At 70.1% G+C, this 21241-nt stretch carries 23 protein-coding genes; 4 read left to right on the forward strand and 19 right to left on the reverse strand.

What is annotated here, in order from left to right; genetic code table 11:
• Positions 1-4: 4 nt before the first annotated feature.
• The 8 genes from ACZ0AA_RS12480 to ACZ0AA_RS12515 all read right to left on the reverse strand — a co-directional run bounded on the left by ACZ0AA_RS12480 (position 5) and on the right by ACZ0AA_RS12515 (position 6868).
• Positions 5-868, reverse strand: a complete 864-nt coding sequence (locus tag ACZ0AA_RS12480; protein WP_463513097.1) for a siderophore-interacting protein — start codon at positions 866-868, stop codon at positions 5-7.
• Positions 865-1737, reverse strand: a complete 873-nt coding sequence (locus ACZ0AA_RS12485) for an ABC transporter ATP-binding protein (RefSeq protein ID WP_400863886.1) — start codon at positions 1735-1737, stop codon at positions 865-867. The genes ACZ0AA_RS12480 and ACZ0AA_RS12485 overlap by 4 nt, the downstream gene beginning before the upstream one ends.
• Positions 1730-2794, reverse strand: coding sequence for a FecCD family ABC transporter permease (locus ACZ0AA_RS12490; protein WP_463513098.1), 1065 nt, complete (start codon positions 2792-2794; stop codon positions 1730-1732). The genes ACZ0AA_RS12485 and ACZ0AA_RS12490 overlap by 8 nt, the downstream gene beginning before the upstream one ends.
• Positions 2791-3849 (reverse strand): FecCD family ABC transporter permease, encoded by a 1059-nt coding sequence (locus ACZ0AA_RS12495; RefSeq protein ID WP_400863881.1) that lies wholly within the window; start codon positions 3847-3849, stop codon positions 2791-2793. Before ACZ0AA_RS12495 ends, ACZ0AA_RS12490 begins: the two co-directional genes overlap by 4 nt.
• On the reverse strand, positions 3846-4781 hold the full coding sequence (locus ACZ0AA_RS12500; protein ID WP_400863879.1) for an ABC transporter substrate-binding protein: 936 nt from the start codon (positions 4779-4781) through the stop codon (positions 3846-3848). The genes ACZ0AA_RS12495 and ACZ0AA_RS12500 overlap by 4 nt, the downstream gene beginning before the upstream one ends.
• 107 nt (positions 4782-4888) lie before the next feature.
• Entirely contained in the window at positions 4889-5620 is a 732-nt protein-coding gene (locus tag ACZ0AA_RS12505; protein ID WP_400863876.1) for an alpha/beta fold hydrolase, read from the reverse strand.
• Between the two features lie 4 nt (positions 5621-5624).
• Positions 5625-5936 (reverse strand): DUF2277 domain-containing protein, encoded by a 312-nt coding sequence (locus tag ACZ0AA_RS12510; protein ID WP_400863874.1) that lies wholly within the window; start codon positions 5934-5936, stop codon positions 5625-5627.
• A gap of 104 nt (positions 5937-6040) precedes the next feature.
• On the reverse strand, positions 6041-6868 hold the full coding sequence (locus ACZ0AA_RS12515) for a helix-turn-helix transcriptional regulator (protein WP_400863872.1): 828 nt from the start codon (positions 6866-6868) through the stop codon (positions 6041-6043).
• 94 nt (positions 6869-6962) lie between these two features.
• Between ACZ0AA_RS12515 and hxlB the strand changes: the two genes are divergently transcribed.
• Both hxlB and hxlA read left to right on the forward strand, forming a co-directional pair.
• Positions 6963-7544, forward strand: a complete 582-nt coding sequence (gene hxlB / locus ACZ0AA_RS12520; RefSeq protein WP_463513099.1) for a 6-phospho-3-hexuloisomerase — start codon at positions 6963-6965, stop codon at positions 7542-7544.
• 46 nt (positions 7545-7590) lie between these two features.
• Complete coding sequence (hxlA, locus tag ACZ0AA_RS12525; RefSeq protein ID WP_463513100.1) at positions 7591-8214, forward strand: 3-hexulose-6-phosphate synthase; 624 nt, start codon at positions 7591-7593, stop codon at positions 8212-8214.
• A gap of 117 nt (positions 8215-8331) precedes the next feature.
• Here hxlA and ACZ0AA_RS12530 read toward each other — a convergent pair whose 3' ends face one another.
• Positions 8332-9165: a class I SAM-dependent methyltransferase gene (locus ACZ0AA_RS12530; protein WP_463513101.1), complete on the reverse strand. Its 834-nt coding sequence runs from the start codon at positions 9163-9165 to the stop codon at positions 8332-8334.
• Positions 9166-9255: 90 nt separating this feature from the next.
• Here ACZ0AA_RS12530 and ACZ0AA_RS12535 point away from each other — a divergent pair, with 90 nt between their 5' ends.
• Positions 9256-9987: a winged helix-turn-helix transcriptional regulator gene (locus tag ACZ0AA_RS12535; RefSeq protein ID WP_463513102.1), complete on the forward strand. Its 732-nt coding sequence runs from the start codon at positions 9256-9258 to the stop codon at positions 9985-9987.
• Here the strand turns inward: ACZ0AA_RS12535 and ACZ0AA_RS12540 are convergent.
• The 3 genes from ACZ0AA_RS12540 to ACZ0AA_RS12550 are packed head-to-tail and all read right to left on the reverse strand — an operon-like array spanning position 9984 to position 15080.
• Positions 9984-10787, reverse strand: a complete 804-nt coding sequence (locus ACZ0AA_RS12540) for a hypothetical protein (protein WP_463513103.1) — start codon at positions 10785-10787, stop codon at positions 9984-9986. The two genes, ACZ0AA_RS12535 and ACZ0AA_RS12540, sit on opposite strands and share 4 nt — an antisense overlap.
• Positions 10788-10841: 54 nt before the next feature.
• The gene (locus ACZ0AA_RS12545) at positions 10842-12152 is read right to left on the reverse strand and encodes a cellulase-like family protein (protein ID WP_463513104.1); all 1311 of its coding nucleotides are present in this window, start codon (positions 12150-12152) and stop codon (positions 10842-10844) included.
• A 15-nt stretch (positions 12153-12167) separates the two neighbouring features.
• Entirely contained in the window at positions 12168-15080 is a 2913-nt protein-coding gene (locus tag ACZ0AA_RS12550) for a DUF5107 domain-containing protein (RefSeq protein WP_463513105.1), read from the reverse strand.
• A gap of 90 nt (positions 15081-15170) precedes the next feature.
• Between ACZ0AA_RS12550 and ACZ0AA_RS12555 the strand changes: the two genes are divergently transcribed.
• Positions 15171-16073 carry a helix-turn-helix domain-containing protein gene (locus tag ACZ0AA_RS12555; RefSeq protein WP_463513106.1) on the forward strand — a complete coding sequence of 301 codons (903 nt, stop codon included), beginning with the start codon at positions 15171-15173 and terminating at the stop codon, positions 16071-16073.
• A gap of 9 nt (positions 16074-16082) precedes the next feature.
• Here ACZ0AA_RS12555 and ACZ0AA_RS12560 read toward each other — a convergent pair whose 3' ends face one another.
• The 7 genes from ACZ0AA_RS12560 to ACZ0AA_RS12590 all read right to left on the reverse strand — a co-directional run bounded on the left by ACZ0AA_RS12560 (position 16083) and on the right by ACZ0AA_RS12590 (position 21154).
• Positions 16083-18440 (reverse strand): beta-galactosidase, encoded by a 2358-nt coding sequence (locus ACZ0AA_RS12560; RefSeq protein WP_463513107.1) that lies wholly within the window; start codon positions 18438-18440, stop codon positions 16083-16085.
• A gap of 150 nt (positions 18441-18590) precedes the next feature.
• Entirely contained in the window at positions 18591-18764 is a 174-nt protein-coding gene (locus ACZ0AA_RS12565; protein WP_053098095.1) for a CsbD family protein, read from the reverse strand.
• A 93-nt stretch (positions 18765-18857) separates the two neighbouring features.
• Entirely contained in the window at positions 18858-19472 is a 615-nt protein-coding gene (locus ACZ0AA_RS12570; RefSeq protein WP_463513108.1) for a hypothetical protein, read from the reverse strand.
• Positions 19469-20053 carry a DUF6286 domain-containing protein gene (locus tag ACZ0AA_RS12575; protein ID WP_463513109.1) on the reverse strand — a complete coding sequence of 195 codons (585 nt, stop codon included), beginning with the start codon at positions 20051-20053 and terminating at the stop codon, positions 19469-19471. The genes ACZ0AA_RS12570 and ACZ0AA_RS12575 overlap by 4 nt, the downstream gene beginning before the upstream one ends.
• Positions 20050-20445, reverse strand: coding sequence for a hypothetical protein (locus ACZ0AA_RS12580; protein WP_463513110.1), 396 nt, complete (start codon positions 20443-20445; stop codon positions 20050-20052). Before ACZ0AA_RS12580 ends, ACZ0AA_RS12575 begins: the two co-directional genes overlap by 4 nt.
• The gene (locus ACZ0AA_RS12585) at positions 20445-20633 is read right to left on the reverse strand and encodes a DUF2273 domain-containing protein (protein WP_140038388.1); all 189 of its coding nucleotides are present in this window, start codon (positions 20631-20633) and stop codon (positions 20445-20447) included. Before ACZ0AA_RS12585 ends, ACZ0AA_RS12580 begins: the two co-directional genes overlap by 1 nt.
• Positions 20630-21154, reverse strand: coding sequence for an Asp23/Gls24 family envelope stress response protein (locus tag ACZ0AA_RS12590; RefSeq protein ID WP_400863835.1), 525 nt, complete (start codon positions 21152-21154; stop codon positions 20630-20632). The genes ACZ0AA_RS12585 and ACZ0AA_RS12590 overlap by 4 nt, the downstream gene beginning before the upstream one ends.
• Positions 21155-21241 lie beyond the last annotated feature (87 nt).

Here is a 21241-nt window from a genome sequence, read left to right on the forward strand (position 1 = left end):
CGTCTCACCCGACGAGCGGCCCTCCGACCTTCCAGTATCCGAGGAAGGACACGCGGTCCTTCGCGATCCCCACCTCAGCCGTGAGGTGGCGTCGGATGCGTGTGGTGACGCCCGATTCGCCCGCCAGCCACACATAGAGCTCGGCATCATCGCGCAGCGTGCCCTGCCGCGCGTCGACCCATTCCCGCAGTGCGCGCTCGACGCCTGCGTCGTCACCGGTCCCTCGAGGGACGACATGGATGCGCGCGTTGTCGGGAGCATCCGCCGAGACGATGTCATCGGCGGGGTCGTCGCACTCGAGGAAGACGTCGGCATGCGAGTCGGGCGACAGCGAGGCGAGGATGCCGCTCACGGCCGGGAACGCCGTCTCATCGGCGACCAGCAGGAAGTGCCGCGCTTCGCCCGGCTGCCAGTGCAGTCCGTACCCGGTCCACCCCATACGGGCGTCCGGCCCGTTGACCACGAGATGATCACCGGGCACGGCCGCGGCCGCCCACGCGGAGGCCGGTCCTGCCGGTTCATGCAGGTAGAAGTCGATGTCGATCTCGCAGGCATCCGCCCTGATCGCCGCTGGCGTGTAGGTACGGAGCACGTTCCGCTCGTCTTCCGGCAGTGCACGCCAGCGGGTGTACCAGTCGGAGGGATGCGGGGTGGGTTCGTCGAGCAGCCCGAAGTCCGCGATGCTGCCGTCGGGCAGGGGCAGCACGACCTTGATCCGCTGGTCCGTGCCCCAGGCGGCGAAGTTCCGCAGGCTCTCTCCGGCGAGCGTCAGCCGGACGAACCGCGGGCTGAGCATCGCGCGCCTGCGCACCTCGACGGGGAACGCGCTGTACGCCCACGGCCGCTCGGCATCCACGGACCCGCTCACGATCGCACTCCCCCGTGGGCGGAGCGGCCGACCGAGGGTGCGGATCCGCGCAGCGGCACCACGAGAGGCCCGCCCGTGACCGGATCTGCGATGACGACGTTCTCAAGACCGAAGACCTCATGCACGCGCTCGCTCGTGATCACCTCGTGCGGCGGCCCCTCGGCGACGATGCGTCCATCGCGCATGGCGATGATGTGCGTCGCGTACCGCGCCGCGTGATTGAGGTCGTGCAGCACCGCCACGAGCGTGCGGCCCTGCGCGTTGAGGTGCGCGAACAGTTCCATGAGCTCCACCTGATGCGCGACATCGAGGAAAGTGGTCGGCTCGTCGAGCAGCAGCAGATCGGTCTCCTGCGCGAGCACCATCGCCACCCACACGCGTTGGCGCTGGCCACCCGAGAGCGCGTCGACCGGACGCGCCGCCAGGTCGGCGGTCCCGGTAGCCTCCAGCGCATGCTGAACGGCCCGCTCATCGGCATCCGACCACTGCCGCATCAGGTTCTGATGCGGATAGCGCCCCCGCGCGACCAGATCGGCGACCGTGATCCCATCGGGAGCCGTCGCGCTCTGCGGCAGCAGCCCGAGCCTGCGGGCGACCTCCTTCGCCGGGTACGAGCCGATCGTCTGCCCGTCGAGCACGACACGTCCGCCCGACGGAGCGAGCAGTCGCGACAGACCTCGAAGAAGCGTCGACTTGCCGCACGCGTTCGGGCCGATGATGACGGTGAAACCGCCGTCTGGCACCGCGACAGACAGCTCGCGCACGATCTCGGTGCGGTCGTACGACAGGCTGATCGCCTCGGCCGACAATCGCGACGCGGCGGTCTCGGTGGACGGGAGACGTTCGGGCGAGGACGGGATTTCAGGCACGGCGGCGGATCTCCAGGATGATCATGAGAACGAGGTAGGCGCCGCCGACGGACACGGTGACGACGCCGACGGGCAGTGATGTGGGCAGCACGTGCTGCGCGATGAGGTCGGCGCCGAGCAGCAGCACCCCGCCGAAGAGGCCCGAGAGCACGAGCGACAAGTGCGGGGTGCGGGCGACGAGGCGCGCGATCTGGGGCGCGGCGAGGGCCACGAACGCGACGGGTCCAGCGACCGTGGTCGCCGCGGCGACGAGCGCGACACCGATGAGCAGCGCCCCGGCGCGGATCGCTCCCGGTCGTACACCGGTCGATGCCGCCATGTCGTCGCCGAGACCGAGCTGGCGCAGCCGCGGCACGAGCATGACCGCGGCGACGACGAACGGCAGAGCGCTCGCGAGAGCCCCCGCGAGCGGCCCGGCGGTGACGCCGTTCAATGATCCGGTTCCCCAGGCCGAGGCGAACATCGCCGTCTCGAGCTCGATCTGCAGCAGCATCCACGTGTTCAGAGAGGCGAGGATCGCCGAGACTCCGATCCCGACCACGATCAGGCGGAACCCCTGCACCCCGCCGCGGGCGGATAGCAGCCAGATCACCGCGGCCGTGACGAATCCGCCGAGGAGTGATCCGACGGTCAGCACCGGCCAACTGCCTGACACGAGCACCAGTGCGAGCAGCATCCCGGTGAATGCGCCGTTGGAAAGTCCGAGGATGTCGGGGCTCGCGAGCGGGTTGCGCGTCACGGTCTGGAACAGCGCGCCCGCGATGCCCAGAAGAGCGCCGACCGTGACCGCGGCGAGCGCCCTCGGGAGTCGCCACTCGATCACGACCGTGCGGTCCATGGCGTCTCCGCCCCCGAGCAGGGTCTGCATCACCTGCTGCGGCGTCAGCGGATAGGCACCGAGTGCCAGAGCGAGCACGGCCAGCACGCAGAGGACGCCGACGGCGACCACGCCCGCGACGACACTGCGCTGACGCACCGGCATCCGCAGGGGACCCGCGCGAAGGATCCACCGGCGGTACCCGACGTCGGTGAGCGCGGTCGCTCGCGACTCGCTCACAGCGCACTCGCCGTGCGGCGGCGTGCCAGCACGATCAGCACAGGAGCCCCGACGAACGCCGCCACGATGCCGACCGGCACCTCGGCCGGGGCGATGATGATGCGACCCAGAACGTCGGCAAGAAGGAGGATGACCGGCGCCAGCACGGCGGAGAGCGGCAAGATGACGCGCTGATCCACGCCGAAGGTCCAGCGGATCACGTGGGGCACCATCAGGCCGATGAAAGAGATCGGACCGGCCAGGGCGGTGGCGGCACCGGCCAGCAGGGTGACGGCGGCGATGACACCGACGCGGATGCCCACGACGTTGGCGCCCTGCGCGCGGGCGACATCTTCACCGAGGCCGATGGCATTCAGTCCCGGGGCGAGCAGCAGCGCGAGCACCAGCCCCGCGACCACGAACGGGAGCACCGGCAGGATGACGTCGAAGCCGCGGCCGAGAAGCGACCCGGCATTCCAACTGCGCATGGAGTCGAAGGCCTCGGGGTCGCTCAGCGACAGCCCGGTGGTGATGCCCGAGAGCACGGCCCCGAGCGCGACGCCGGCGAGCGTGAGCCGCAGCGGGTCGGCGGGGCCGCGTCCCGAGGATCCGATCAGGTAGACGGCCACCGTGACCACGAGCGCGCCGAGGAATGCGAGCCACACGAACTGCGACACATCGCGCAGACCGAGAAAGGTGACGCCCAGCGCGACGGCGAGCGCGGCACCGGCGTTGACGCCGAGAATGCCGGGATCGGCGAGCGGATTGCGGGTGAAGGCCTGGATCAATGCACCAGCCACCCCCAGCGCGACGCCGGCCACAAGGCCCGTGACGGTGCGGGGGATGCGCAGATCGAACACGATGTAGTCGGTCTCGGGGGTTCCGCCGCCCTGCAGCGTCGCCCACACCGCCTGCGGGGAGAGCGGGTTCGCGCCGACCGTGAGAGAGAGCAGGACGGCCAGCGTGAGGGCGACCAGGAGGCCGATCGTTCCTCCGACCGCGCGCAGGCCGCGGTGCGGAGAACGTCGACGCCGCGTGAGCGGCGCCGACGTCTCGGTCAGGGAGAGAGCGGTCAACGGCTCGCTTCGAGGTACGTCTCGATGTCGTCGAGCACGGCCTGCGCGCCCTTGGGCCCGACACCCGACACCCAGTAGCTCGTGTCGACCGGGGTCACCGACGGGAAGGCGTCAGCGTTCTGGGTGATCGCTGCGGGGATCTCGGAGGCGTCATCGAGGTCGGTCACGGTGACGAACACGTGATCAGCCTGTGCCGAAAGGATGTTCTCCGGCGAGAGGTCGGCCTGCAGCCCGTCGGCCCAGTCCTGCTCGGGGATCGTGAACCCGGCGCACTCGAGCAGGCTGCCCGAGAACGAGACCGGCCCGTAGAGGCTGAGCGTCGTCTCGTCCCGCGGACGGATCAGCTGCGCGGTCTGACCGTCGACGTCGTATTCGTCTGCCAGAGCCTCGCAGCGCTCGTCGACAGCCTCCAACAGGTCGGCGACCTCGCTCTCACGGCCCAGCGCCTCGCCGATGAGCAGCGCGTTGTCCCGCCACGGGTCAGCCTGAGTCTCGATGAACACGGTGGGTGCGATCGCCGCGAGCTGCTCGTAGAGCTCGGAGTGCCGCGCCTCGGTGCCGAGGATCAGGTCGGGCTTGAGGGCCGCGATCGCCTCGAGATCGGGCTCCGGCACGGTGCCGACGGGCTCGACGCCGTCCGCACCGAGGTAGGCCGGTGCCCCCGTGACGTTGCTGGCGACCGCGCTGCCCACCGGTTCGATGCCGACGGCGACCGCAGTGTCGAGCTCGAGCGGCTCCAGCGTCACCACGCGCTGCGGGTCATCAGGGACGGCCGTCGTGCCGCGGGCGTGCTCGACCTCGTGCGTGTCGGAGGATTCGGCGGGTTCGTCGGTGGCGGCGGTGGGGTCGGCGGCGCAGCCGGCGAGCAGGAGCAGTGCGCAAGTCGAGGCGGCGAGGGCTGCGGAGGCGCGGCGACGGAGGCGGGAGGGCATGGTGAATGACCTTTCGGGACCGGGAGGGGGACGACACCGAGACGATCGGTGTTGGTTAGGCAACCCTAACAGGAACCCCGGCGCCGGTGCCGTGCGGGGTGAGTCGCTCAGAGCACGTCGGCGATGACCTCGAACGTGCGCTCAGGGTCTTCCAGTTGCATGTCGTGATGAATGCCGGCGATCCGGCGGATCTCCCACCCCTCCCGCTCGAGCGCCTCGGCCATCGCGTCCGGCAGCACAGCGGGAGACTCGTCGGAGAGCACGATCGTCGACGGCACAGCGGGCGGCGCGATCGTGACGGGATGGAAGGCCACCTCGCGGAACACCCCGATCGCCATCTTCGAGTCGAACAGCTGCTGACTCTTCTTCATCGAGGAGCGGATGCTCTCGGGATACGCCGCACGCTGGGCGGCACTGCGGCGCGACTGACGCAGCCCGACGACCCCGAGGGTGAGGGCGGGGATCGCCCAGAAGGCGCGGCCGGCGAAGCCGGTGGTGGGCAGTGCGAGCCCGAAACCGGGGTCGAGGTAGATCGCGCGCTGGGGGCGCAGACGCTCGACGGCACGGACGAGGACCGCACCTCCGAGTGAGTGCCCCATCACACTGTGCAGGCCCTGCGGAAGAGACTCCACGACGTCGTCGGCGATCTCGGCGAGCCCGTACGAGGGTGCCCGGTCACTGCGCCCGTGCCCGCGGAGGTCGACCGTCGTGACCGTGTACCGCCCCGTGGACAGCATCCGTTCGATCAGCGGCTGCCAGGCCGTGCCGTCAGCGCCGAGACCGTGGATGAGTCCGACGTGGCGTTCGCCCGTGCCGGCCGTCGTGGTGTGAAGGTGCATTCCGTCATTCTGCCCGAGCAGCGCGTTTGGCCTGCTGGAAGACGCGGATCGCCTCGTACCTCTCGGCCGACCGCGCCTGTCGCTTCTCCCGCTGTTCGTCGCGGTTCTTCGGGGGTGCCGTCGTCACGAGACCGTCGAGCAGTTGCCGCACCGAGCGCTCGATCTCGGCGACAGCTCGGTCGAACACTTCCTGGTTCGCCCGCGACGGCGCGTTGGCGCCCGAGATCTTGCGCACGAACTGCACGGCGGCCTCGTGGCACTCGACGTCGGTCGCCGGCGGCTCGAGATTGTTCAGGGGAATGATGTTGCGGCACATGCCTGTCAGGCTAGATCGCTGAGCGCCGGAGTCAAGAGGCTGTCGCGGCACGACGACCTCCGCCCCATCCTTTCGACCAGCTCCGCCCCTACTCGTCCGGGTGGTCAGCCGCGGGCGATGGCGGCCAGTTCGACGCGCGACGCGACGCCGGACTTGCGCAGCAGGTTCGACACGTGGAACTTAACCGTGTTCTCGCTCACATTCAGCGTCTCGGCGATCTCGCGGTTGCGACGCCCCGCGGCCACCAGGCGAAGAACGTCGCGCTCGCGGGGGCTCGCGTCGATCGCATCCGGCAGTTCGCCGGGTTCGGCGGGCGGATCGAGAGGCAGGCGGATGCCGACCTCCGACCCCCATCCGGGCGTCGAGGCCACCGACAGGTCGCCAGAAAGTGCAGAGACCTGCTCGGCGATCGGGCGAAGTGCGTCGTCGTGCGTCGTCAGGTCTCCCCGGCCGTCATCGCGGATCGCGATCAGCAGGTTCAGTCCGTCGCAGTCCCATTGGATGCGCACTCGTCTCGTCTCTCCGCGGTCGACGATCGCCAGCACGGTGCTTCGGACGATCGACCGCGCCGAGTGTGCGATCACCCCGGGGAGTGCCCGTCCGTTGGCCGGCGGCTCGACGAACTGCACGTCGAGCTCGCTGTAGCGCACCAGCGGGCGCAGGTCGCCGCGCAGACGCTCGAAGGCGCCCGTCACCGGCTCGAGTCCTGCTCCCTGCTCGTCGTTGAGCGTCCGGAGTCCGACCAGCGCGCCGGCCGCGACATCGACCGCGATCGTGCGAGCCGCCCGGTCGTCGAGCCTTTGCGAGCGCAGCGTCGCGAGCAGCGATTCGAGGGTGAGGGCGTAGCGGTCCCGCTGCTCGGCGAGAGCGAGCGCATGGTCTGCGGCCAGTCGGCGTGAGGCCGCCGGGCCCACTTGCTCTTCGATGCTCATGAACACCTACTCTATCCGGCCCCCTTCCTTCGGGTAGGTGGAACGGTCCCGAGGCAGGAGCGCCCGAGGGGCGAGCGCTCGCGAGAGTGGACTCATGCCCCTCACCGCCACCATGTCGCCCGGCGCCGCCATCTCCCTCATCGCGAACGAGTTGCTCCGCGTCGCAGAGCGCACCAGCGTCGCGAACGCGCATCAGCTCATCGATCTGGCAGACCTCGTCGCCGATGCGCGGCGCGTCTTCGTGCTCGGCGCCGGACGCTCAGGGCTCGCCTTGCGCATGACGGCGATGCGCCTCATGCACCTCGGGCTCGACGTGCACGTGGTCGGCGACACCACCACTCCGGCTATCGAGGCCGACGACCTGCTGCTGACGGCGAGCGGGTCGGGAACCACCGAATCGATCGTGCGAGCCGCGCAGCGCGCCTCGTCGGTCGGGGCGCGCATCGGCGCGCTCACGACCGCAGAGACCTCGCCCCTGTCGGAGCTCGCCGACGTCGTCGTGCGAGTGCCTGCCGCTCAGAAGCTGGACCGCACGGCCGATGCCTCGCACCAGTACGCCGCGAGCCTGTTCGAGCAAGCCGTCGTCGTCATCGGCGACGGACTCTTCCACGCGCTCTGGCAGCGCCAGGGCACCAGCGCCGACGACCTCTGGCCGCGCCACGCGAACCTCGAATGAGCGGCCGCCGCCCCACCATCCACCCCGCAGAACGAACGGAACACTCATGAAACTGCAGTTCGCCATCGACACGCTCAGCACCGAGAAGGCCCTCGAACTCGCCGCCGCCGCGGCCGCGCACGTCGACATCCTCGAGCTCGGCACCCCGCTGATCAAGAGCGAGGGCCTCTCGGCGATCACCGCCCTCAAGAACGCCCACCCCGACAAGGTGATCTTCGCCGACCTCAAGACCATGGATGCCGGTGAGCTCGAGGCCGACATCGCCTTCGGCGCGGGTGCGGATCTCGTGACGGTGCTCGGTGTGGCCGACGACAGCACGATCACCGGCGCGGTGAAGGCCGCGAAGAAGCACGGCAAGGGCATCGTCGTCGACCTGATCGGCGTGGCCGACAAGCCTGCCCGCGCGCAGCAGGTCATCGGCCTCGGCGCAGAGTTCGTCGAGATGCACGCGGGTCTCGACGAGCAGGCGCAGGACGGCTACTCGCTCGACAGCCTGCTCACCGACGGCACGGCATCCGGCGTCGCCTTCTCGGTGGCCGGTGGAGTGAATGCCGCGAGCATCGCCGCCGTGCAGGCGTCCGGCGCGCAGGTCGCCGTCGCCGGCAGCGCGATCTACAGCGCCGACAACGTCGGTGACGCCGCAGCCGCGCTGCGTGCCGCGATCAGCTGACGACCGCAGAGCGAGGGGCCGACCGGTGATTCCGGTCGGCCCCTCTGCGCGTGGACGCGCCACGACGTCTCCGGCCGTCGCTTCGAGCGAGGACGAACACACGGCGGCGGCGCCGCTCTAGACGACCCTCGCCGTCACCAGCAGGTACTCCCACGGCATCGTGCCGCCATCGAGGTGCTTCTCGCCGAGCGCGACCAGCGCAGCATCCAGTTCCCCGCGCCGCCGCTCGTCGTCGCCCACCGCACGATAGGCGGCAGCCGTCGGCCCGTAGAAGTCGCGGAAGAAATCGCGGAACTCTGCTCCAGACGCGAATCGGTCGACGGCCAACCTGCGACGCTCCATCGACAGGTCGGTCACGCGATCGCCGAGAAGGTCGCGCACGTGCTGCTCGTCACCCCACAGCGGCGGCGGCTGCACTCCCGCGGGAGGGGCGGGGACGAACTGCTTCAGTGTGGCGAACAGTTGACCGACGAACCCCTCCGGCGTCCAGTTGATCAATGCCAGCCGGCCGCCAGGGCGCGCGACGCGAGTCAGTTCGCCGGCCGCGACCTCGTGGTGCGGCGCGAACATCACGCCGACGCACGAGAGCACCGCGTCGAACGAGTCGTCGGCGTAGGGCAGCGCCTCGGCATCCGCCTCCTCGAATGCGAGCTCGACGCCCTGACGCGCGGCATCCTTCCTGCCGATCTCGAGCAGCTCGGGGGTGAGGTCGCTGGCGACGACGGATGCTCCGGCACGAGCAGCCTCGATCGACGCGTTGCCGGTGCCGGCGGCGACGTCGAGCACCCGGTCGCCCGGCCCGACGCCGCTCTCTGCGACGAGCACGCGACCGAGTTCGGGGATCACCTCACGTGCGACGGCGGCGTAGTCGCCGAGCGCCCAGACGACTCTGTGCTTCGCCTTCAGCGCGCGATCGGCCTCGGCCTGAAGATCGGTGGTGGTGGTGTTCATGGTGGGCTCCTCTGCCTTGTGCTCCTCACGCTACGAAGCCCCCGCAGACCGCTCTAGTATCGGATCTGTACCGGGTCTATCGTGAGCCTCGTGGGCGCCCCGTATTACCAGTTCTGCCCCGTCGCCAAGGCGATGGAGCTGCTGGATGAGCGATGGACGATGCTCCTGCTGCGCGAGCTGCTGCTCGGCACCGAGCACTTCAACGACCTGCGCCGCGGCCTCCCCCGCATGTCGCCCACTCTGCTGTCGCATCGGCTCGACCAGCTGCAGCGCGCCGGGCTGATCGAGCGGATCGCCCAGGGTGCCGACGTCCGCTACGTGCTCACCCCGGCGGGTGCCGAGCTGCGGCCGGTCGTCGAGCAGCTCTCGGCATGGGGCGTGCGATGGATCGGCGAGCTCGGCGACGCCGATCTCGACCCCAAGCTGCTGCTCTGGGACATGCATCGCCACATCGACCACGAGACCGTTCCGGATGCGCGCACGGTGATCGCACTGCACTTCACCGATGCGAGCCCGGCGCAGCGACGGTGGTGGCTCGTGATCCACGACGGCGACGCCGACGTCTGCGATGCCGACCCCGGCTACGACGTGTCGGTCGAGGTGCGGTGCACCCTGCGAGCCCTGACCCGGTTCTGGCGCGGCGACATCGAATGGACGACGCTGCTTCTCGCTGAAGAGGCCACGGCCACGGGCCCGAGTCACCTGCGGCGAGCGCTGCCCTCGTGGTTCACGCGGCCGGGGTATGCGGCGGTGCCGAGGGCGGGTGCGCCAGTGCTGACTTCGGCGGGCGGCGGCGGGCGCGCCGCATCTCCCGTCGCCTAGTCAGAGGCGCTGTCGAGGAACACCCTGACCCGATCGCCGTCGAGCACGAACTGCAGCGCCGCGCCCGAAGGGTAACGGTCGACGAGTTCGCCCGGGCTCTCGCCATCGATCGGCATCACGAAGGCCGCCGGGAACGACCCCACACTGCACGTCCCGTAGATCCGGCCGCTGGTATACGACGATCCGTCGGGATCCGACTCCGGCGGCACGTCCTCCGTCGGGGTGGCGTTGAGGCAGCGACTCTCCGACGAACGGTCACCCGACTCCGAGACCCACCCGGCGGTCGCGAAGAGCGTCAGGCCGTAGAACTCGACCGCCGCGACATCCTCCTCTGCTCCGAACCAGCCGGGTGGCACGGCTCCGGTGCGTGTCAACTCGAGCGTCGCGATCTGCGGCGCCTGCGCGGATGCCGAGAACATGGGGATCGACACGAGCGTGTAGGTGATCGCCGCCGCGATCACCGCGGTCACCACGACCGATGCCGCCCAGAGCAGCGCCTGGCGCCGCACGGTCCAGCCGAATCGCCCGGAGGTCTCGGACGCAGCACCCTCGTCGTCCCAGAGGGAATCCTCGTCCCACCCCTCACCACGGTCGGAGCGACCGGCGTCGCCCTCGGCAGCGGGTGCGGGGCTCGGCTCTGGAGTCGACCGGGCGTGTTCCCGCCTGACGGGTGCCGCCATGCGCGCCGATTCCAGCTCCTGCAGTCGGCGCATCGCGGCGGGATCCGACGCGATGTCGGCACGGGGCCCGTAGGCGCGGGCGCGCAGCTCGCGCAGTTCATCGTCGGCTGTGGCGTCCATCCCCGGCATCGTCTCACGACAAGGGGGCACAGACCTCAGACCTGCACCTGCGCGTCACGTCCCGCTCGAGAGCACCCTCGCGTTCAGCCTCCGCTGCCAGTCGCGGAGCGTCCACATCGGATGGTGCGGAGCGGCGTTCGAGCACAGCACGACTCCCCAGACCCCGGCGCGGAGCGCAGCATCCACCCCGCATTCGGCGAACTCGAGCCCGTACTCGCTCTCTTCGTACCAGGCGTTCAGGGGCGTGTAGCCGAGCCAGCCCTCGCCGATCACGGCGGGCACCTGTCGCCAGTGCGCCCACGCTGCGACCGCCGCGACCCGTGACTCGATCTCGCGACGCATCATCAGCCGATACGGGGCGGCGTGCTCGTCGAGCCAGGCATCCCACAGCCCCGGATCCACCCAGTCGTAGCCGTAGATCATCTGGTCGGTGACGACCGTGGCGCGCAGCTTCCACTCGGCAGGTCGCCCGTACTCGGCAGGGGTGGGAGCACCATCGACGAGCAGCGACCGCAGCATCGCATTCGGGAACCCCTCCGACTGCTCGGACCGGATGTCGATGAGCTGCTGCAGCGCGTCGAGCACGCCGTAGCTGTAGACGTGGAACTGCGCCGCTCCGAGAGCATCCGACACCTGGTGCATCGCCAGGTGCGGCGGCTTGCCGTAGCTCGCGGTGATGAGCAGATCAGGATGCTGCTGCCGCAGCCCCGCGAGTGCCCGCTCTCCCGACCCGCTCAGCGCCGGGAGGATCGAGAAGTCCACCTCGTTGTGCAGCTCGACGAGTGCGATCTGCGAGCGTAGCCCGAGATCCGTCACCCAGTCGATGAGCCGGTCCCACGCGGCGGCAAGGTGGTCGTACCGCTCGGCGAGAGGCACCGCGTCGATCGCCTCGAACCATGCGGACGACCGCGCGAAGCTCGGGGACTGCTGGTACTCCCAGCTCGCGAAGATCACGACCAGTCCGTATCGCTTCGCCGCCTCCAACAGCTGACGCAGGCGATCGAGCAGATCGATCCGATAGCCGCCCGGCACGTCGTACCAGCGGGTGCCCCGGCCGTAGTAGCCACCGTCGGGAGCTGCACCGAGCCCCTCGATCTCGAGGTCTCGTGAGAGGTCCGACAGCTCGGGGTGGCCGAACAGCAGCAGCGGGGCGGCACAGATGCGGATGCAGTTGTAGCCGAGATCCGCAGCGTCTGCGCAGGCCAGGTCGAGATCCGCATAGGGCTCGCCCTCCCCCGCCCTCGTGTACCAGGAGAAGTCCCAGAGCGTGATCGACAGCCGCGCAGGCAGATGCGCGGGCACCCCGAGCGGCATCGGCCTGGCGGCATCCGACTCATGTCCGGTGCCCAGGTAACGCTCGGTCATCGCCGGGCTCCCTCGTCAGTCTTCATGGTTCCCCCGGGTGAAAAGCAGCAGCTCGGGAAGGCTCGTCGCGAAGTAGTCCGTCTCGCCCGACTCATGGCGTGCCACGGGCGGCGTGTACGGGCTGCGGGCCTCGCCGAGGTTCGACGGCGGATCGGCGATCGGCAGGCCGAGAGCCGCCAGGGTCGCATCCCACGCGGCGAGCGCCTCGCCTTCGCCGCCCTCCCACGGCCGGAACTCGCGTCCGGTGAGGATCGCGTAGGCCCGTGTGGCCTCTCCGACGGTCAGCAGCAGCCGCACATAGGCGATCGCGAAGTCGTCGCGCGTCAGCACGAGCGGCTCGAGCGGTCGCAGGCGCTCGTATCGCGTGGCGTCGTCGTGCCCCAGACGCGCGGCCAGCTGGTCCTGCTCGTATCGCAGACGGGCGTCGCCGGGCGCTGCGTCGACCGCCTGCTCGTACAAAGCCCAGGCGCGGTCGTCATCGTGCGTGACCGAGTAGGCGGCGAGCGCCGCATCGCGCAGCAGCACGGGGTGATGCAGGCCGAGTTCGATCGCCGCATCCCATTCGGCCGCAGCCTCGGTGCGCCTGCCCGACGCGTAGAGCAGTGTTCCGCGCAGCATCCGGGCGGTGGCGTCGTCTGGTTCGGCGGCGACCGCCCGGTCGAGGGCGTCGAGCGCGTCGAGTCCCGACGGGAAGGCCCAGGTGAGATCCGCGTCGCGCGCCCGGTGCCGGTGCGCGGCGGCCTCGGCCGACCGCCCCTCCGCGTCGAGGATCGCCGCCGCGAGATAGTGGGCGATCGGGCCGAGGTTGCCGCTCGGCGTCACCGCGGCCGACTGCACCCGGGCGAGCAGCAGCAGAGCGGATGCCGCGTCGCCGGCGTCGCGCACCTCCAGCGCCACGTCGAGCAGGATCCCGGTGTCGTGGATCTCGTGCCCGGCCAGGAACCGGATCGTGGCCGCGAGGGGGTCGGCGACGAGAGCACGATCGAGCACCTGCTGCGCCTCTGCATCGCGGCCGGAGCGGCGGAGCAGGATCACCCGCAGCGCGATGCGCCGCGGATCGTGCGCGGCGACCTCGTCGAGCTCGTCGAGCACGCGCATCGCGGCGCGATCCTGGCCCTGGTGCGCGAGCGACTGGGCGAGTGCGAACCCGGCGGCCGCGGCCCACGCGCCATCCCACCCTGCCTTTCCGAACGCCTGCTGCGCCTCGACCACGTGGCCGAGGCGGGACTGCACGAGACCGAGCAGATAGAAGGCTTCGGCATCGACCGGGTTCGCGTTGCGTCGGGTCAGGCGGGCGACGGCCGCGCGGACGTGAGCGAGGGCGTCTTCCTGGCGCCCCTGTCGGTACAGCCGGTCGGCCACCGCCAGGTTGGTGCGGGCATCGCCCGGATCCCGTTCGAGCGCAGCACGCCAGTAGGGCATCGGCGACCGCGTCGGATGCCGGTACTGGCTGAGGTGCAGACCGGTGAGATACAGCTCTTCGACCGACTCGGTGGCCTCCGGCGACGGCGGCTCCTCGGCGACCCAGGGCTCCTCGGATTCGACCACCGTCGGCGCCCACCGCACCAGCACGCGCCCGTCGGCGTCGAGCACCCGCACCTCGAGGTCCCCGTCGTGGCCGTGGCCGCGCGTGCGGACGACTGCCGGCACACCAGGATCCAGGTCGACGGCGTGAGTCTCGACCGTCTCGCCCGCGGACTCGACCATCACCCTCGCACCGGGACGGCGGGCGGTCGCCGCGACCGAGACGACCAGGTCGTCGCCGTCGCGCTCGATGTGCACCGCGGCATCCGGTGTCGCCTGGTGCACGACTCCGATCGCGGGCACCGGGTACCAGTATTGCGTGAAGGTCTTCGTCTCGCCCGGCAGCAGCCACGAGAAGTCCGGCTGGTTGTCGGTGTAGACGCCCGCCATCAGCTCGACGTAGGGGCCGTCGGCATCGGTCAGCTGCGCGTCCCACGCATGACCGAAGGCCGCATCGCCCCAGGTCCACATCTTCTTGCCCGGCGACACCCGGCGCTCGGCCCAGTGCACGAACCCGGCCCCTGCCGCGTGGTCGTAGCCGCCGAAGAAGTCCTGCTGCGAGTCGACGATCATGTACGACGTCGGCACGGGGATGTTGCGGTACCAGTCGATCCGATCGGCGCCGGGGGTCTCCGCCGCGCGAGCCGGGTAGTCGACGCCGTAGTACGGACGATCCGCCGCCGGGAACGAGGTGAGCGCGCGGCGGGCGTGATCGGCCACGTGGCGCACGTCCTCGGGGAAGAACGCCTGGTAGTCGTCATGCACTCGGGCCGCGACGTTCGCCCACCAGAGGAAGCTCTGGCGCTCCTTCGTGCGGTTGTGCAGCCGCACCGCGAGCTCGACCACCGAGCTGCCCGGCCGCAGGCGCACGCCGTGCTGCGCCGACATGCGGGCGAACGGATCGTGGTCGTGGCACCAGAGGGTGACCGTGCCGTCGTCGTCGGTCTCGATGCTCGTCTCGACGGGCAGGTAGGTGGCGGGTCGGTGGTGCTGCGGCCAGTTGAACTCGACGCCACCGCTGATCCACGGACCCGCGAGCCCCACGAGAGCCGGCTTGATGACGTTGTTGCGGTAGAAGAAGTCGTAGCCGGTGACCTTGTCGTAGCCGACGTGGATGCGCCCGCCGAGCTCGGGCAGCACCACGAGGCGCACGTACTCGTTCTCGAGGTGAACGGCGTCCCACTCGCGCGGAGTCGGCTGATGGTCGACGCTCTCGATGAAGGGGATCGGATACACCGCTCCGCTCGACCCCTGGTAGACCCGGCGATCGAGGAACATCGGATACGGGCTCGGCGCCCCGGTCTCGTAGGTCGCGATCGTGAGCGGTTCACGCCAGGCCACGGGCCGACCGGCCTCGAGGGTCGGCCGCAGCCTCTGCGGCACCTCGGGAAGCTCGATCGTCATGATTCTCCTCGGACTCGGCGGGCCACGTCGGCCGCTCTTCGAGGCTAGGAGCGCAGCAGCACCCTGGGTATGGTGAGAACGAGGGATGACATGGACGAAACGACGTATCGCAGCATCGCCCCGCACTCGCCGGACACCGCCGCGCGCGCGGAGGGATTCGCCGATCAGCGACTCTGCGTGGTGCCGCGCCCCCAGGTCGAGCACGCGCTCGCCGCGCCCGTCACCCGGCGCCTCACCGTCACCGACGCGGGCCTGTTCCCCCATGCCGAGGGCCACCTGCGCCAGCGCCTGCGAGGGGCGTCCGAGACGATCGTGCTGGTCTGCGTCGGCGGCGCGGGCGTCGTGACGTTCGGTGGCGACGAGTACGCGCTCAGCCCCGGCACGAGCATCGCGATCCCCGCAGGCACCCCGCACGAGTACCGCAGCTCCGACCGCGACCCATGGACGATCTGGTGGCTGCACGTGCGAGGGACGGATGCGGCGGAGCTGACGACTCCGCCGGGCGCCTCCCGTCTGGTGCGGCTGCGCGCGGTCGATCGGGTGGTGGCGCTGTTCGACGAGCTCGTCACACTGCTCGAGCGTCGCATCTCGCCCGCGCACCTGCTGGCGGCATCCGGCATCGCCTGGAATCTGCTCACGCGCATCACGGTCGACAGCACGCTGCCCGCCGAGGGCTCACCGCTCGAGCGGGCGATGCGCTACCTCGAGACGCGCATCGACGGCAGCATCCAGGTCGCAGACCTCGCCGCCCTCGTCGGACTGTCGCCCTCGCACCTGAGCGCGCTGTTCCGTCAGACGACCGGCAGCGGGCCGGTGGCCTTCCACACCTCGCTCAAGATGGGCAGGGCGCGGGCGCTGCTCGACACCACCGGCCTGTCGGTCGCCGAGATCGCCGCGGCGGTGGGCTACGCCGATCCGCTGTACTTCTCGCGGCAGTTCCGCCGAGTGCACGAGGTGAGCCCCACGACCTACCGCGCCCAGCACAAGGGCTGAGCGCACGCGTCACGGGGTCGTTCGCACCCGCGCATACCGGCGCACGAGCACGGCCGCCACATCGACCCGCAGCACCGGATCGGCGGCCGTCGGTCGGACGCGGGGGTCGACGTGCACGGGAGACGCGGGATCCCAGGCGAATGCCTCGAAACGGATCGGATGCTCGGCCAGCAGGTCGCGATAGGCGGTGAGGTCGACCTCGAGCGGCCGCCCCGACCAGAACTGATCGGCGATCAGCCGGTCGCCGATGTGCAGACGGATGACGTCGCCGACCCAGTCGAGCCGCAGCACCACCTGCTCGGCGTCGACGCCGATCCCGCTCGGGATGAGCATCTCGACCGCCGAGGCCTCGGCGAAGTCGGCCTCCGTCGGGGCGGCGAAGCGCGACGCCGACCCTCCGACCCTCGGGGCGAACACGGGCACTGCCGGGAAGACCGGCGGCACCAGATCGTGATGAGCATCTGCCGCCTCGACCACCGCGCGTCGGAACTCGACGCCGGATCGGTCGGCGCGCTCGGTCAGAACGAGCGCCTCCGCATCGGCATCCTGCCTCTCGGCCACGAAGTCCGTGTCGTCGAACCAGCCGCCGTGCGGCCAGATCACCACGCTGTCGATGCCGTTCACGGGTCCGCGCCAGACGGCATCCGCGGTGGCGCTGTCGAGGATCACGAAAGTCGTGCGGCCGACCTGCACCCGACAGTCGACGCCGGGAGCCGAGTCGGGGCGGATCACGAGTCGCCCGTCATCGTTCACCGTCGTGCTCGCTCCCCGCACGACGGGCGGTGCGACGTCGTCGACCTGGATCTCGACCTCGATGCCGTCGCTCGCCGCCAGGACCACCACCTCGTGGTCGCCGAGGCGGATCTCGGTGATCGGCTGCGCCGTCGCGCTCACGGCGGACAGGTCTCCGAGGGGCTGGCGGATCGGCCAGAAGAAGGAGGACCCTGAGGGCACGGTGATCGGGTCGCTCGGAATGCGCACAGGGGCATCCGGTCCGTCGACCTCGAACCGCACCGCCTCGACCCCGTCGAGCGGCGACAGGGCCGGCTGATGGGTGTTCACGAACAGGAATCCGCAGTCGCCGTCGCCCCGCACCGACCAGCGCAGGCCGCCCGGATCCGACGGGCCGACGCGCGCCGGGCAGGTCGCGAGCCGATCGCCGAACGCCGAGATGAACAGGTGCTGGCGTCGCAGCTGGTGAAAGTGCGGGCGCTGCGTGCCCGCGGCGCCGATCGGCGCGAAGAAGTCGTAGTCGCGCACGGGGACGTCGTTCGGGTACCCCGTCGCCTGCGACTCCTGCGTCGTCGAGAGCGCCCCCTCGAAGTGGAGTCCTCCGTGGAACATGTAATAGCCCTGCCAGGCCGATCCGCTGCCGAGCTTGGTCAGCGCGAGCGCGGTGACATCCTGCGCGTCGACGAGCGGGCGACGGTGATAGGCGGTCGCCATACCGCTGCCCAGTTCGCAGGTCGCATACGGCCAGGGGTCGCTCGTGCCGCGGTCGCCGGCCGCATCGACGTCGACGGGCGTGGTGCGCAGGTCGGCACCGACCGAGAGGTCGTCCCGCACGTCGCTGAACGTGAAGTGCTGTCGCCCGAACTCCGGCCACCCTGTGTCGGACTCCTCCCAGAACCCGTCGGCGTACCCCGCATAGACGGGCAGGAAGCGACCCGGCGGCAGGTGAGCGCCACCCCACCCCGTGGCTGTGAAGAGGCTGGCGCCGAGGCCGACCGACTCGGCGATCGTGCGCAGCGTCGACAGGTGCTGCGGTTGGTCGTACAGTTCGTTCTCGATCTGGATGCCGATGATCGGTGCGCCCGGATCGTCGGCACGGTGCACGAGATCGGCCACCTGGCCGGCGATCGCGGCGTACCAACGGCTCGCCACCTCGAGATAGGCGGGATCGTCGGTGCGATGCGCGATATCGCGAGCCTGCAGCCAGTCGGGGAACCCGCCGTTGCGCGTCTCGCCGTGCGCCCAGGGGCCGATCCGCAGCACGACATCGAGACCGACCCGATCGGCGATCTGCACGAATGCCCGCAGGTCGCGATCACCGTCCCAGCGGAACTCGCCCTCGACCTCTTCGTGCGCCAGCCAGAAGACATACGTCGCGAGCACGTCGATGCCGCCCGCCCGCATCTTGCGCAGCTCGCGCTCCCACACCTCGCGACGATCGCGCACGAAGTGGTACTCCCCCATCACCGGGATCCACGGCCTGCCGTCTCGGCTCAGATACCGGTCGGTCACCTCGATGCGGCGAGAGACGTCGGCACCGTCGCCGAGGTCGAGGGCCGCGGGCACCGGTGCGGTCGGTCGCGGAAGATCGACGCGGTATCGCGCCTCGGCAGAAGTCGTCGTCGCGGAAGTCATCACTCGACCGTACGCATGCACGCGGAGCGAGCGACAGGGGCGAAGCGACGGAATGGCTGGAGAGAACGACGGATGCCGACACGTATCCGTCTGCGCGCACAGCGACGGGCGGGTGGAGCGTGACACCGCTCCACCCGCCCGTCGGGGGTCTTACTTCTTGAACGCGTCCTTGACGTTCTCGCCGGCCTTCTTGGCGTCGGCCTTGACCTGGTCGGCCTTGCCTTCGGCAGCGAGCTTGTCGTTGTCGGTCGCGTTGCCGATCGCTTCCTTCGCCTTGCCGGCGATGTCCTGAGCGGCATTCTTGATCTTGTCATCGAGTCCCATGAGGAGCTCCTTTCGTGAGGGTGATCGTGACGACGGGGGGATCCCCGCCGTCTTATCGTCGTTGCAGTACGCGACCGACGATCAGTCTCTGGTTCACGACAGACGACGCTGATCGTGGGCGAGACGCGCACGCAGGCCGGTGTGGATGGAGACATAGGTCTCGGTGTCGCGCCCGGTCAGGGTGGCGAGGTTGGTGAGCAGCCGATCGACATGGTCGACCAGCTCTCGGGGGTCGGTGTTCTGCCGAGGCGTGACCGCGACGTGCAGCACCGGCTGGTGGCGGATGTCGTTCGCCGTGACCTGCGCCGAGAGGATCTCGCCGCGGGTGGCGAGCGAGTTCTTCACGGCATCCGAGACGAACGACTCCGTGACGGTGACCCGACCGAGGGGGTTCTGTGCTCCGGTCGAGCGGAACGCGGTCTTCGACCGGCGACCTGCGACGCTGGTGAGCGCGAGGATCAGGAGCACGATCACGACGAGGATCGCCGCGACCGCGCCGATTCCGATCCACGAGAGGCTGCCGCCCGCGATCGCCGTGGCGGCGATCGCCTGGTCGAGCCAGGAGCGCGCCCCCTCGCCGCCCGACGTCCAGATGTCGGTCGCGGCGGGCCAGCTCATGATGGCGATGCCGAGCGCTCCGAGACCGAGGAAGAGCAGGCCGATGATGAGCAGCAGGGTGCGGTTCAGCGCACGGTTGGTGTTGTTCACAGCTCGTCTTCCTTCTCGTTCGGACGCTCGACCCGCACCCTGGTGCGGACGCTGCGCGTCAGGCGGTAGGTCTGCAACTCGGCCTCGGCGGCCGACTGCACCGCATTCCTGTCGAGCGGGATGCCCGCTCCCGGGCGCACGGTGACGTCGACGCTGCGATGGCCGACCCCGACCGTGATGCTGTCGCGAGCCAGGCCCGTCTCCTCGGAGAGGTGCTGAGCGAGAGCGCTGGCGATCACGCCGTTGTCGACCACGACCGCACGGTCCCCGGACTCGAGGGTGTGCTTGGACAGACGGCCCGGGGTGACGGCCAGGACCACGAAGATGATCCCGATCAGAGCCAGCACGACGCTGCCCGCGATCACGAGCCCCGCCGGCTGGGCGGTAGGCAGACCCACCAGCCATCCGCCGGCGGCGGCGGGTCCGAGCAGGAGGGCCGGCTGGGCAGCGAGGCTCAGCACGATCTCGAGCCCGATGTACGCCAGGGCGAGGATGAGGAGGACGACCGCGACGAACATCGCGACAGTGCGCGGTGAATGCGTCTCGCGTCGGACGACGCGACGCAGAACTGGTGTGCTCATCGCACTCGTCTCCTCTCTGGGATGGTGGCACCAGTGATGGTGAGGGTGATGCGGGTGACGTCGCGTCCGAGAAGGCCGGTCAGACGCTGCTGCAACTGCTCCTGCAGCTGACGGGCGCGGTCGAGCACGGGGACGGTCTGGGCGATCGCGGCGGTGTCGTCGAGATCGGGGATCGGCAGCGGCGTCGCGATGCGCACCGCTATTCCTCCGGGGTGTTCGGCGACATCGACCTTCACGTCACCACGCGGCACACCGATCAGGGTTGCGGACGCCTGTTCGGTGACCGTGCGGTAGACGCGCTCTTTCACGTCGATGCGCCCAGGGACGGTGGTCTCTCCGGTGGCGACTCGCGAGGAGCCGCCACCGGTGGCGAGGTTCTGGTCGATGCGCATCAGGAGGTGCGCCGCCCCGTGAACGCGTCTGCGAGACCGCGGACGTCGAGCTTGCCGGAGGCGATCCGGCCGATGATCGCGCCGATGCCTGCGAACAGGGCCATGAGGAGGAAGCCCCAGAACCCGAACAGCAGAGCTGCGAGGGCCAGGAGCGCTCCGATCAGCGCGCCGGTGGTGGTGGGGGTCATGAGACTCGCGACTCCTCGTTCTCGTTGCTGTCGTCGCCGGGCACGTGCACGTCGTTGACCTCGACGTTGACCTCGACGACCTCGAGACCCACGAGGCGGCTGATCGCACCGGCGACGGCGGCGCGGACGTTGCTCGCGACCTCCTGGATGGGCGCGGGGTACTCGACGACGATCGTCAGGTCTGCGGCGGCCTGCGTCTCGCCGACCTCGACCTTGACGCCCTGAGAGAGGTCGGTCGCGTTGACGGCGTCACGGATCGCGCCGAAGGCGCGTGCTCCGCCGCCGCCGAGTGCGAACACGCCGGGAACCTCACGCGCGGCGATGCCGGCGACCTTCGCCACCACTCCATCGGCGATCGTGGTCTTGCCCGCGGCGTCCGAATCGGCGGGGATGCGCGACGTCGAGAAGCTCGAGCTGCGGTCGACCCGCGAGGCGGATGCGGCCGGCTTCGGCGCTGCGGAGGTCTGCGACAGCTCCTTCTCGGCGGGGCTGGTGGGGGTGTTCTGGTCCTGAGTTGCCATGTCGATTCCTTTGCCTGAAGCGGATGCCGGCTGCGAGACCGATCCGATCTCACCGGGAGCGTGTTGGTCGCTCACAGATAGGACGAG

The sequence above is a fragment of the Microbacterium sp. AC035 genome (assembly GCF_979258485.1).

Excerpts from the sequence above, each read along its gene's own strand:
- ACZ0AA_RS12500 (WP_400863879.1), bottom strand. The coding sequence starts at position 4,781 with ATGCCCTCCCGCCTCCGTCGCCGCGCCTCCGCAGCCCTCGCCGCCTCG.
- ACZ0AA_RS12505 (WP_400863876.1), bottom strand. The coding sequence starts at position 5,620 with ATGCACCTTCACACCACGACGGCCGGCACGGGCGAACGCCACGTCGGA.
- ACZ0AA_RS12510 (WP_400863874.1), bottom strand. The coding sequence starts at position 5,936 with ATGTGCCGCAACATCATTCCCCTGAACAATCTCGAGCCGCCGGCGACC.
- ACZ0AA_RS12515 (WP_400863872.1), bottom strand. The coding sequence starts at position 6,868 with ATGAGCATCGAAGAGCAAGTGGGCCCGGCGGCCTCACGCCGACTGGCC.
- hxlB (WP_463513099.1), top strand. The coding sequence starts at position 6,963 with ATGCCCCTCACCGCCACCATGTCGCCCGGCGCCGCCATCTCCCTCATC.
- hxlA (WP_463513100.1), top strand. The coding sequence starts at position 7,591 with ATGAAACTGCAGTTCGCCATCGACACGCTCAGCACCGAGAAGGCCCTC.
- ACZ0AA_RS12530 (WP_463513101.1), bottom strand. The coding sequence starts at position 9,165 with ATGAACACCACCACCACCGATCTTCAGGCCGAGGCCGATCGCGCGCTG.
- ACZ0AA_RS12540 (WP_463513103.1), bottom strand. The coding sequence starts at position 10,787 with ATGGACGCCACAGCCGACGATGAACTGCGCGAGCTGCGCGCCCGCGCC.
- ACZ0AA_RS12545 (WP_463513104.1), bottom strand. The coding sequence starts at position 12,152 with ATGACCGAGCGTTACCTGGGCACCGGACATGAGTCGGATGCCGCCAGG.
- ACZ0AA_RS12550 (WP_463513105.1), bottom strand. The coding sequence starts at position 15,080 with ATGACGATCGAGCTTCCCGAGGTGCCGCAGAGGCTGCGGCCGACCCTC.
- ACZ0AA_RS12555 (WP_463513106.1), top strand. The coding sequence starts at position 15,171 with ATGGACGAAACGACGTATCGCAGCATCGCCCCGCACTCGCCGGACACC.
- ACZ0AA_RS12560 (WP_463513107.1), bottom strand. The coding sequence starts at position 18,440 with ATGACTTCCGCGACGACGACTTCTGCCGAGGCGCGATACCGCGTCGAT.
- ACZ0AA_RS12565 (WP_053098095.1), bottom strand. The coding sequence starts at position 18,764 with ATGGGACTCGATGACAAGATCAAGAATGCCGCTCAGGACATCGCCGGC.
- ACZ0AA_RS12575 (WP_463513109.1), bottom strand. The coding sequence starts at position 20,053 with ATGAGCACACCAGTTCTGCGTCGCGTCGTCCGACGCGAGACGCATTCA.
- ACZ0AA_RS12580 (WP_463513110.1), bottom strand. The coding sequence starts at position 20,445 with ATGCGCATCGACCAGAACCTCGCCACCGGTGGCGGCTCCTCGCGAGTC.
- ACZ0AA_RS12585 (WP_140038388.1), bottom strand. The coding sequence starts at position 20,633 with ATGACCCCCACCACCACCGGCGCGCTGATCGGAGCGCTCCTGGCCCTC.
- ACZ0AA_RS12590 (WP_400863835.1), bottom strand. The coding sequence starts at position 21,154 with ATGGCAACTCAGGACCAGAACACCCCCACCAGCCCCGCCGAGAAGGAG.